The following is an 11,757-nucleotide window of genomic DNA, read 5'->3' as shown; positions in this document are numbered from 1 at the left end:
CTATTGATGTTAGATAGCTTTGTGAGTTAATAAATGGAAATCAATTAGTCTGTAGCATTTCTGAAGATCAGTGCGTTCTCTAATTGGGCAAACAATAATTCAAGACCGATCCCACTTTCAAAGTGTCTTGAATTATCCTTATTTTGAGATTGCTTTTTAGGTTAATAAATGAAATTATGAAAATTTTCAGTAGAAGTTTTTGGCTCCTCGCACCACTTGCGCTAGTGTTGTTCTCTTGTCAGGAAAAAGAAGGTCCTTGTGGATGCACATACATTGATACTTCTTTTCGTTTCAATGTAGTCAATGATGACCAGGTAGATCTGCTCGACCCTAGTAATCCAGATCATCTTGTAACCAGGGATTTGGTAGTTTCTTTTCTTCTAGATGGAGAGAAAGTGGAGGTTTATGATTCGAAAATTAATCACCTGAGAAGCTATCCAAAGATTATCGAACCGGAACCCTTAGCCGGTGTGGATAAGTATATGTTGAACGTGATTCTGAATTCATCTGAGGATGAAGAAATTCCGACCACTTATTTGGAATGGAAGGATGGGTCTGCGGATAAATTGGAAGCTGAATTTAGTTACAGCGGCAACTCTGTTATGATAAGAAAACTTTGGCTCAATGAAGATCTCATTTGGGATATGCAGAATGATGGGGAAAAGCCTATTTATGAGCTTGTTAAAGATTTTGATCAGTAGAGATTAACGATATAGATTACTATTAAAAATGCCTTTCAGCTATGGAAGGCATTTTTATTGGCAGCTTTTTCAATTTTCTAATCTTACCATAAAAATCCTTTTCTTCGCAGGATGGATTTCCAGTTTTTGATCGAAGGATTTACTGAAGGGCTGCGTCAGATGACCTGGCTGGAAGCTTTTGCGGTTTTTTTTGGGATTGCCTCGGTGTATTATTCCATGAAAGTGAATATCCTGGTTTATCCCACCGGGATTATTTCTACGCTGATCTATGTATGGATTTGTTTTCAATACAAACTCTACGCAGACATGGGGATCAATGCTTATTATTTTAGTATGTCGATTTTTGGCTGGTATGTCTGGACACATCCGAAGGAGGGCAAAACCGAACTTCCGGTGACTTGGATGAAAGCCAGTGGCTGGGCAGTAGCTAGCGGGATATTCTTGCTCTCGTATTTTGTGCTTTCCTACGTCTTAGTGAATTTTACCGATAGCGATGTGCCGTATTGGGATTCCTTTACTACTGCTTCGGCGTTTGTAGGGATGTGGTTGATGGCTAAAAAGAAGGTGGAAAACTGGATTTTTTGGATTATCACGGACTTTGTGGCAGTACCGCTTTACTTCTACAAAGGATTGATTTTGACTTCATTTCAGTATCTTTTTTTTACTGTTTTAGCAATTATGGGTTTAATTGCTTGGATCAAATCTGCAAAAGAGCATGGCTGAGGCAAAGCGAATTTTAATATTAGGTCCGGAATCTACCGGAAAAAGCACTTTGGCTGCTGATTTGGCCAATCATTTTTGTGAACCCTGGGTTCCGGAGTTTGCCCGGGAATACTTGGAAGAGCTGGGTCGGGAGTATAGCTACGAGGATATGCTAGCTATAGGCAAAGGTCAGGTGGCACTGGAAGATAAGATGGCGAATGAAGCAGATCAATATCTTTTTTGTGATACAGATTTAAGAGTTATCCACATTTGGTCGCAGCATAGGTTTGGAAAAACCGATCCTTGGGTTTTGGCGCAAATGCAGGCTAGAAGCTACCATTTGATACTATTGACAGCTACTGACTTGCCTTGGGAGCCGGATCCATTGCGCGAATACCCTGATTTGGAAATGCGGGATTACTTTCTGGATTTGTATAAAAAATTAGCCGCAGAAAGTGGTTTTCCACATTATATTATCTCTGGTTCGCGGGAAAAAAGACTCGAAGATTCAATATCTCACATTAAAAACACTATTTTTGGGCAAAAGACCTAGAAATGAAAAATTTACTTTTGCTTGTTATTTGCGGTATTTGCATCGCATGTGATACTAAGGAGCCTGAGGTTCAAAGCCCCAATGTTATATTAATTTTAGCAGATGATCTAGGCTATGGCGAGGTGGGATATCAAGGTCAGAAAAAGATCAAAACCCCAAATATTGATGCCCTTTCAGAAACGGGCATGGTATTCACCAATCATTATTCGGGAGCTCCTGTCTGCGCTCCAGCAAGGTGTGTTTTACTTACTGGCAAGCATATGGGGCATGCTTACATTAGGGGAAATGATGCCATGAAAGAGCGGGGCGATGTCTGGGATTACGCCAAAGCAGCAGCTGACCCCAATCTGGAAGGGCAGCGTAACATTCCGGCGAATACAGAAACGCTCAGTAAAATGCTGCAAAAAGCTGGTTACAAAACGGGTATAGTTGGCAAGTGGGGACTGGGAGGGCCTATGACAGAAGGAATCCCTACCAATCTGGGTTTTGACTATTTCTACGGATACAATTGCCAGCGTCAGGCACATAATCTCTACCCTAATCACCTTTGGGAAAACGAAGAGAAGATTTTGCTGGACAATGAATTGGTGGTGCCAGCTACTAAACTAGAACCAGGGGCTGATCCTAATGATCCGGCCAGCTATGCCAAATATGAGCAAAAGGATTATGCTCCGGACTTGATGCATGAAAAGGCCTTGTCTTTCATTCAGGAAAACAAGGATGAACCGTTTTTCTTGTATTATGCTTCCCCACTTCCCCATGTTCCGCTTCAGATTCCTAGCGAGGATAGAGAGAGCTACATCGCTGAGTTTGGCACTGAAGAGCCCTATGATGGGAGTAAGGGCTATTTTCCAAACCAATATCCAAATGCCACCTATGCGGCCATGATCAGTAAACTGGATCAGCAGATCGGAGAGGTCAGAGCAAGGGTAAAAGAGCTGGGATTAGAGGAAAATACTATTATCATCGTGACCAGCGATAATGGGCCTACCTATGCCGGAGGAGTAGATTCCGAGTACTTTGAGAGTTCCACGCCGTTTGCCAATGGGTTTGGAAGAACTAAAGGCTTTCTTTATGAAGGAGGGATCAGAGTTCCTATGCTGGTCAGCTGGCCTGGTAAAATCACGCAAAGCACTTCAGATCATATTTCTGTGTTCTATGATATTTTCCCCACGCTTGCGGAGTTGGTAGGAATGCCGGTTCCTGAGGAGTTGGATGGGAAAAGCTTTCTGCCTGAGCTGATGGGAGAAGCTCAGGAAAAACACGATTACCTGTATTGGGAGTTTCCCGAAACGGGTGGGCAGCAGGCCGTACGAATGGGGAAATGGAAAGCAGTCAGGCAGAATATTAAAAAGGAAAACAACTTGGAAATTGAGCTTTATGACCTTTCAAATGATATTTTGGAGCAAAATAACCTAGCGGCTGAGCATCCTGACTTGATTAAAGAATTCGAAGAAATCATGGCCAAGGAACATGAAGCGCCCGAGGTAAGTACTTTCAGAATGCCAGCTTTGGGGGATTGATTTTCCGGCTATCCACCCCTTATTTCTTCCCAAAAGAAAGATTTGCTGATTCTACCACTTTCATCATGTCTGGGTGAGCGTTATTATTCAAGACTATGACGGTTTTATTTTCCTCAATATATCTGGCAATGATGGTGCTGTAGCCCGGATTGCTACCCGTATGCATGACTACCTTGCCAAATGGACTTTGTATCTTGATTTCCCATCCAAATCCATAGTAGCTTAAGGTTCCATTATTCAATTCAAAAGGGGTGAAAGCCTCAGTGAGGGTTTTTTGCGAGACCAGTTTGTCTGTATAAAGAGCCTGGTCCCATTTCAGGAGATCCTCAGCGCTACTGCTTACCCGGCCTGGTCCTTTGCGATTTCCCAGCCAGACGGTATAATCTGAAGAGTGGAAAGTATTGGCATTTACATATTGTCCTTGCTTATTTTTCAGATGGCCTGCGGCAAAGTTTTCCACATTAGCTTTTTCTTCTAAAGACCTTATAGCTGTGTTTTGCATTTCCAATGGCTCAAAAATCCATTCCTTACTGAGCTTCACAAAGTCCTCACCGGTGACTTTTTCCACAATACTTGCCAAAATCACGTAGCCAGTATTGCTGTATTCATATTTTTCACCGGGTTCAAAGGATTTGGGGGGCGCATACTTTCTCAAGTATTCCAATATTTCAGGGTTTCCAGCTACTTGGCTTTTGTCCCAGTACTCATCCATAATCGCCTGATAATCCGGCAATCCACTGGTGTGGGTCAGTAGGTTCCGTATGCTGATCCCTTTGTAGGGAATTGCCACATAGTTTTCTGCCATATCATCAAACTGCAGCAAGCCCTTTTCTTTGCAAATCATCACCATCATAGCGGTGAACTGCTTAGAAAGAGATGCCAATTCAAAAATATCAGTGGTTTCCAGTGGGACAGATTCCTCATAGGAGCGCAAGCCTATGGCTTCCTCCACTAGAATTTTCCCCTTGTTGGCGGTAAGTACCACTCCGGAAAAGCCATTGGCATCCGTTCTTTTCAGTGCTTTTTTCAGGACCCTTTGCTGCGCAAAAAGAGGATTAAGAACTCCCATAAGTAAAAGCAGCAGGAAAGGACGAAAACTTTTCATAGTGAGGTATAAATAAGGCAGGAATTTACAAAAGGAATTCGGCTTGCGCTAATCACAATTTTTAAGTAGGTGTACTATCACTAGGAAAAAAAATGCCACGGAATTCCGTGACATTAATAATATAGCTAGAGGTATTGTTGACTTAGTCCAGACCACCCTTTCTGGTAGGTGAACGCATCGCCGGCCAGTCTGTAGGCTCGCCATTTCTTCCGATCGGAACACGCACTTCTCTAGATACCATGTTCTCTTCTTCACTAGCCATATACACCATGATTGCAGCCAAGATGACGTTGCTTTGCACATCATCAAAGATGATCTTGTCATAGGTGTCCAGGTTGGTGTGCCAAGTGTAATTAAAATAAGACCAGTTCAAGGAGCTAAGCGAAAAAGCTGGTACTCCCGCCGCTACAAAAGAAGCGTAGTCAGATCCGCCACCACCTGGGTTACCCGGGAAGTTGGTTTCAATCTCTCTGGTAATCTCTCTTGGTACTTTAGAAAGCCATCTGCCCAGATATTCATAGCTATCCACAAAGCCCTGACCTGATAGATTTACCACACGGCCGGTTCCATTATCCTGATTGAAAAGCGCCTGGATTTTTTCCATCATTTCTGGATGATCTTCCACAAAAGCTCTAGAACCATTCAGCCCTTGCTCTTCAGATCCCCAAAGCCCTACTAGGATGGTTCTTTTGGGATTAGGATACACTTTTTTCAGTACGCGCATTACTTCCATCATCATGATACTACCGGTACCGTTGTCGGTAGCACCTGTACCGCCATCCCAAGAGTCAAAGTGTGCTGATAGCAACACATACTCGTCAGGTTTTTCGGTACCTTTGATTTCGGCAATGGTATTGAAAGTAGGTGCTACGCCTAGGTCTTTAGACTGAGCGTTTAGGTTGATAACAGGTTTCTCACCACCTTCAGCTAATCTGAAAAGCAAACCATAGTCTTCTAATGAAAGGTCTACAGTAGGAACTTCACTGGTATATGCGGAGAAAATTTTGTTGGCTCCGAATCCTTGCGACCAGTACGAGGTAATTATGCCCAAAGCTCCGGCTTCTTCCAGTGCTGCTGGCAATTCTCTTCTTCCTTTCCCGGTATTTCTCAATCTTTCATTCCAGGCTCTATTGGATTCGCTGCGCTCTTCCTTCATTTTTTCGAAAGACTCCTCTGTGGCGAATTCCTCCCAGTTGTAATCCGGACGACCGGTTACCTGAGGAGCTGAGATCATTACGTATTTTCCTTTTACAGAAGGTAGCCAAGCTTCAAATGCTGCTTGATCTGCTACTTCCGGCAATACTACCACCTCACCCTGAGCGCCTCCTTCTGGAGAAGCGGGGCTCCAGGCTAGCTGCTGCCCAGAAAGTGACTTGGTCCATGGAGCTACCATGTCTATATGGGTAATTCCCCGTTCCCAGGATTTCCATTCGCCCCACTGCTCATTACGGGCTTCTATGCCCCAGCTTTCAAATTTTTCTACTGCCCAATCATGAGCTTTCTGCATTTGAGGAGTTCCCACCAATCTAGGACCTATCCCATCCAATAACTCATGGCCGAGCTGCTTGAGCTGGGAATTTTCAGTTTCCTCTGCAATGATTTTGTCAATGACTTCATCTTGTGCCTGAACCTGTGTGCCCAAAAGCAACATCAGACCCACGCCTAATAGGTATCTCTTTTTCATATTTGAGTTGTTTTAATGGTTAAAATTATGCTTTGCTATGTTCAAATCCGCGCCGTTGGTGGATTTTTGACCGAATCTATTGACTTCTTGCTTTTTTGGAAAACCAATAGCTCTGAGTGAAACAAAGAGGTATTAGTTGGCGCTTGCAAAATAATTGTGGAAAAACAGCAGCTGATAAGGAACAGCATCTCTCCAATAGTCCCAGGTATGGCCTCCTGGGCCAGTAATGAAGGTATGAGGAATATTATTGTAAGCCAGTTTTTCGTGGAGTCTCACATTCACTTCGTAGAAGAAATTTTCTGTACCACAGCTAATGATTAGCTTCAACTTATTTGGAATCAGACGATTGATTTGGCACATCACAGAATATTCTTCCCAGCGCTCAGGATTTTCTCTTTTGGTGCCAAGGTGTTTTTTCATTTCCCAGTTTTCTGGAAACGGCCCAATATCAACGCCTCCGCTTAAGCTTCCCGCTGCGCCAAAGGTGTCCTGATGCCGAAAAGCCAGAAACAAAGCCCCATGTCCGCCCATGCTCAAGCCAATGATAGCTCGTCCATCACGACTTTTTACGGTGCTATATTTTTGGCCTAAAAACTCTACCAATTCTTTTCCTACATAAGTTTCGTATTTGGAGCTTTCCACTTCTGGGCTGTCCCAATACCAGCTGCCAAAGTTTCCGTCGGGATTTACGATGATCATGTCATATTGATCTGCATAGGACTCTAATTGAGGGGCTTTCGCGATCCAGTCGGAGTAGTTTCCTGAATACCCGTGAAGTAAACAGACGACTGGGTAATCTTTGGATTCATCATAATCCTTTGGGGTGATCACCACCGCTTTTATCTCTTTTTGCATGGATGGGCTAAAAGTTGCCACTGTGTCCACACTTGCGAAGGAATTAAAAGCTATTAGGCAGAAAAATGTAAAAACTAGAAAGGAAGAGTTTTTACTGTTCATTAAGAGATTTGATTTAGGAGGTTCGATAGTAAAAATGGCAAGGATTACCTGGAATTCCTGTATAGCTAGTTAAAAAAGGCACTTGGAAGTAAATGAAAGCTATGATTTTTTGTTAGGCGGATAGTCCACTATTTGTAATAAGATGACCTTTTCTGTTCCTTCACCAACCGTACTTTTGATACGAAACTCCGCCAAGTGCTTTCACAATAGCATAGCTCAAACTCAAGCCCAGACCTGTTCCTTGACCTGTCGGCTTGGTGGTGAAGAAAGGCTGGAAGATCTTGTCTTTGATGGAGTTTGAGATGCCAGAGCCGTTATCTTGGACGGGGGTCTGAATTATATCGCCGAAGTTTTTTGTACTGACGATGACAAGGGGACTGAGACCTGGAAGGTTTTCATAACCTTCCAGGTCTTTTCTGCTTCTTGCATAAAAAGTATTGTTCACCAGTGTCAAAATTATTCGCCCGATAACTGAGGCCACCACACCTACCTTTGATAAAGCTGGGTCAAGATCTAGTTGTTTGTATATTTCGACATCCCTGTCTGGCAGGCTAGATTTCATATTAATTGGTTTTTGATCGGTAAAAAGATGATCATTTCTGTGCCTTCACCTTCCACACTTTTTACCCGTAGGTCACCACCGTGGGCCTTGATAATATCGTAGCTGAGAGATAGCCCAAGGCCAGTGCCACTCCCTGTAGGTTTGGTAGTAAAGAAAGGCTGGAAAATCTTGTACTTGATTTATTTAGGAATTCCTCCGCCATTATCTTCTACAGCTATTTCCACTCCTCCCATATTCCCAGCTAGGTCCACTAATCTAGACCGTACGACGACTTTTGGCTTGTATTCACCCTGATCACCATCCTTGCTTTTCAGCTCTTTGGTTTTATCATCTACTGCACTTCGACTACGCTCAGCACAGGCATAGAAGGCATTGTTTATCAGGTTCAAAATTACTCTGCCAATATCCTGACTGACAACATCTACCTTTGGAAGGTTAGGTGCTAGCTCGGTCGAGAAATCGGCATTAAAAGTCTTATCTTTTGCTCGTAAGCCATGGTAGCTCAATCTCAGAAATTCATCTGCAAGTGCATTTAGGTTAGTAGGCTGTACATCTCGTGAATTTACACGACTGTGTTCCAGCATCCCTTTCACGATTGAGTCAGCTCGCTTCCCATGATGGTTGATCTTAGTCAGATTTTCTTTCAGATCATTTGAAATCTCAATAGCCAACTGCGTGTTACCCTGACCCAATTCCTCCTGCATCTCATCGATCAATTCGACACTGACGTCCGAGAAGTTATTCACAAAATTCAACGGATTCTGAATCTCATGGGCGATACCCGCAGTAAGTTCTCCGAGGGAAGCCATCTTTTCGGATTGGATCAGCTGCGATTGGGTAGCTTTCAATTTAGTGTAAGCTTTCTCGATTTCTTTGGATTGGGCCACTTCCCGCTCCAAACTTTGAGCTCTTTCCTTCACTCTAATTCTTCTTTTCAGTTCTGAATAGGCCACAAAAATGACCAGTCCAAGTGCAAGAAGGTAAAGCGTATATGCCCACCAGGTTTTCCACCAGGGCGGAAGGATGGTTAATAAAAGAGAAGTTCCTTCTTCATTCCAAACTCCGTAGGCGTTGGAAGCAATGACCTTAAAGGTGTAGGTGCCAGGTTCCAGATTGGTATAAGAAGCAAAGTTTCTATTATCATACACCCAATCTTCATCCAAGCCTTCCATCATGTGGGCGTACTGATTTTTGGTGGGATTGGCGTAATGAAGCGCAGCAAATTCGAAGCTTAGGTCATTCTGATTGTGTCGAAGAATAATGGCATTGGTAGAAAGAAGGTCTTCTTCCAGCGGAGAATTTTCTGCCATATCATATACTGAGCGATTGGAAATAGAAAGATTGGAGATGATCACAGACGGCGGAACTTTGTTTGAGGCTATGGTAGAAAATGTTGTCAGGCCATGATCTCCGCCAAAATAAAAATCACCGTTCGGAGTTTTTTCAGCAGCTAATGATATGAATACATCACCACCAATTCCATCATCTTCATTGTAATTGATAAAGGTCACTTTATGCAGAGATTCATTACGGATCATTTGGATTAGACCATTGCGTGACGAAAGCCACATTTCGCCGTTTTCTCCAGGAAGGATAGTTTCCAAAAAGTTGGTGGGTAATCCATCTTCTTCAGTATATCTGGAAATTTCTCCAGAGTTGGGATCCAGGATATTGATACCTCCATAGGTAGCCATCCAAACTAGTCCATTTTCATCTTCGAATACATCGTTGACTTGTATGCTACTTAATGTGGCAGGATCCAGCGGGTCACTGGTATAGTATTTAAAGGAATTTGTCTCAGGATCTATCTGAGTCAGACCGGCATTTAAGCTCGATATCCAGATGTATTTTTTTCCTATTTCTATATCAGAGATGTTTGGATCCTGAATGATTATTTCAGCATTTTGTTCGTTGATATTCACCACTTGTGCCTGGCTTTCGGCCTGGTTTTCCTGCTTGAAAAGGGCTATACCATAAAGTGGAAGAAACTCTGGCTCTGGAGCGTTCCAACTGTTGTAATGGTGGCTATCATCGGAAGAATATCGTAAAGAGTAGGTTCCCGGAGTTAGCTCAAGTTGAGTGATTTGCATTCGATTCTTTGGACTTCCACCTGCGAAAAAACTGTCTCCAAATAACTCCATACCAGCGATAGTCTCCCCGGAAGGATTTCTTAGCCATCCAAAATCAGCCATGCTAGTAAGATCTCCTTCGCCAACTGTCACCAAAAAATAGGTAGCTTTTTCTGTGATTTCTACTTCCTGGGTAAGCTCTTTGTTTTCAGTTACATTATCTATGATGGCCAAGGCTTCATCATTTTCCAACCACGTGTTCACCTTGGCAATGATCTCATCAGAATATGATTTGGCGTACTGGCTTACTATTTCCGTATAAGTTTCTGTTTTGGGATCAAAAACATCTAAGCCTCCATTAGTGCCTATCCATAACTTGCCGCTTCTGTCCTCTCTGATTACCCGAACTTGATCATTGATCAGACTATTATTATCATCTGGATCATTCTTGAAGCGTTTGATTTCATTGTAATCTTTATCCATTTTTATCAAGCCATCACCCCAGGTTCCTATCCAAATTGTCCCGTCTTTTTGCTCATAAATTGATCGGGAAGACCCACCGAACATATCGTTTGCAGAAGAAAAATTCACCTTAGTGATTGACTTATCAGAACTATCAAAAATATTAATGCCATGCCCACGTGTTCCTATGAACACTTTACCTGGGTTGATTTTAGAGGTATAAAGTCCAAAAACACCTCCAGGGCTAATTGAGTTTGGGTCTTCCGGTTGATTACTAAAATACTTAAATGGTTTGTTTATTGGATCGTATTTGAACAATCCATTAGTTAGTGAGCCAAACCAGATGATCCCACTGGAGTCAACCAGCATATGTGTAAAGCGGTGAGTCCACCCGCCGGAATTTATTTTTCTATTTCCTGGGATAAGCACCTCCTGAAATGAATCAGTATTCCCTTCAAACTTTAATACCCCTCTGAAATTATTTAAAACCCAAATATTGCCATCCCTATCCTCTTTGATGGAATTCAGCGAACTATAGATATCATCCAAAGCATAATCGTATTCAGCAAGCATTTTTAGCTCTTTGGTAGCTAGATTATACTTATGAATTCCTAATCTACTTGTGATCCAGAGAATTCCATCCTTATCAATATACAGCCCGGTAATACCGTTTATGGTAGAGCTGAAGTCAACAAATTGATCAAATTCAATCGGCTTAAACCCTGGTCCTCCTTTAGGGAAATGCAATAACCCGTAGCTGGATGAGCCAGCCCAAATCCCGCCATCTTCATCTTCAATTATAGGAAAAGAAATACCAAGGCGCGACGTATTGGTTTTCTCTAAATGTTCATAAGGAGCCAATTCCCAAGTATTCTTTTCTGGTGAAAAAAGAACTATTTCTTTAGCCGCTGTGGTTGCCCAAATTCTACCTTGAGAATCAGCCAGTATATTGAATGTCCTCCCTGACCCTAGAGCTAAGTCAAAAATTTGCTCAAAATCGTAATTGGTAAATGTGTTCTCGGATCTATCATACTTAGTAACTCCTTTATCATTTGCGATCCACAGATCATGATTTTTATCCTCCTCGATGTCAAAAGTCACATTGTTTTGAAGCGTGTTTGGATTGCCAATAGTATTCCGAAAGGTCTTCCAAGTGTAGCCATCGTAGCGCTGGATCCCGTTTCCTGTGGCTAGCCAAATCAACCCATAGCTGTCTTGCATCACGTCCATGACTTGTGGGGAAGCCAGGCCATTGGAAATAGAGATTGTTTCTAACTGAATTTCTTGGGCATTTAACGTCAATGGCCATAGGACAAAAAAGGAAAGTGTAAAAATCGTAATCGTTCTAACTATTGAGCTTATCATGAGATTCTTCATCTAATTAAAAATTTATGGGAGGGAAAAGGAGACTTTAATCATTTAATAATTACCCTAAGTCG

The 11,757-nt window shown here is 42.5% G+C and carries 10 protein-coding genes; 4 read left to right on the top strand and 6 right to left on the bottom strand.

The annotated features are described in order from the left end of the window. Window positions 1-176: 176 nt before the first annotated feature. The 4 genes from PBT90_RS18085 (at window position 177) to PBT90_RS18070 (ending at window position 3,479) form a co-directional block, all read left to right on the top strand. Window positions 177-701 (top strand): hypothetical protein, encoded by a 525-nt coding sequence (locus PBT90_RS18085; RefSeq protein ID WP_264807899.1) that lies wholly within the window; start codon window positions 177-179, stop codon window positions 699-701. A 111-nt stretch (window positions 702-812) separates the two neighbouring features. Continuing rightward, the gene (gene pnuC, locus PBT90_RS18080) at window positions 813-1,424 is read left to right on the top strand and encodes a nicotinamide riboside transporter PnuC (protein ID WP_264807898.1); all 612 of its coding nucleotides are present in this window, start codon (window positions 813-815) and stop codon (window positions 1,422-1,424) included. Then, complete coding sequence (locus PBT90_RS18075; protein WP_264807897.1) at window positions 1,417-1,956, top strand: ATP-binding protein; 540 nt, start codon at window positions 1,417-1,419, stop codon at window positions 1,954-1,956. The genes pnuC and PBT90_RS18075 overlap by 8 nt, the downstream gene beginning before the upstream one ends. A 2-nt stretch (window positions 1,957-1,958) precedes the next feature. Beyond that, entirely contained in the window at window positions 1,959-3,479 is a 1,521-nt protein-coding gene (locus PBT90_RS18070) for an arylsulfatase (protein WP_264807896.1), read from the top strand. Between the two features lie 19 nt (window positions 3,480-3,498). On the opposite strand, the gene PBT90_RS18065 is transcribed toward PBT90_RS18070, so the two are convergent. The 6 genes from PBT90_RS18065 to PBT90_RS20410 all read right to left on the bottom strand — a co-directional run bounded on the left by PBT90_RS18065 (window position 3,499) and on the right by PBT90_RS20410 (window position 11,695). Further along, window positions 3,499-4,584: a serine hydrolase domain-containing protein gene (locus tag PBT90_RS18065; RefSeq protein ID WP_264807895.1), complete on the bottom strand. Its 1,086-nt coding sequence runs from the start codon at window positions 4,582-4,584 to the stop codon at window positions 3,499-3,501. A 142-nt stretch (window positions 4,585-4,726) separates the two neighbouring features. Next, window positions 4,727-6,268: a M20/M25/M40 family metallo-hydrolase gene (locus tag PBT90_RS18060; protein WP_264807894.1), complete on the bottom strand. Its 1,542-nt coding sequence runs from the start codon at window positions 6,266-6,268 to the stop codon at window positions 4,727-4,729. A gap of 132 nt (window positions 6,269-6,400) precedes the next feature. Next, the gene (locus PBT90_RS18055; RefSeq protein ID WP_333482150.1) at window positions 6,401-7,123 is read right to left on the bottom strand and encodes an alpha/beta hydrolase; all 723 of its coding nucleotides are present in this window, start codon (window positions 7,121-7,123) and stop codon (window positions 6,401-6,403) included. Window positions 7,124-7,385: 262 nt separating this feature from the next. Next, complete coding sequence (locus PBT90_RS18050; protein WP_264807892.1) at window positions 7,386-7,787, bottom strand: sensor histidine kinase; 402 nt, start codon at window positions 7,785-7,787, stop codon at window positions 7,386-7,388. Next, window positions 7,784-7,954: an ATP-binding protein gene (locus PBT90_RS20415; RefSeq protein WP_264811486.1), complete on the bottom strand. Its 171-nt coding sequence runs from the start codon at window positions 7,952-7,954 to the stop codon at window positions 7,784-7,786. The genes PBT90_RS18050 and PBT90_RS20415 overlap by 4 nt, the downstream gene beginning before the upstream one ends. Window positions 7,955-7,966: 12 nt before the next feature. Beyond that, window positions 7,967-11,695 (bottom strand): two-component regulator propeller domain-containing protein, encoded by a 3,729-nt coding sequence (locus tag PBT90_RS20410; RefSeq protein ID WP_264807891.1) that lies wholly within the window; start codon window positions 11,693-11,695, stop codon window positions 7,967-7,969. Window positions 11,696-11,757 lie beyond the last annotated feature (62 nt).

The sequence above is a fragment of the Algoriphagus sp. TR-M9 genome (genome assembly GCF_027594545.1).
GTDB lineage: Bacteria > Bacteroidota > Bacteroidia > Cytophagales > Cyclobacteriaceae > Algoriphagus > Algoriphagus halophytocola.
Note: the sequence above shows the minus strand (reverse complement) of the source record. Positions and strands in the feature narration are given on the sequence as shown.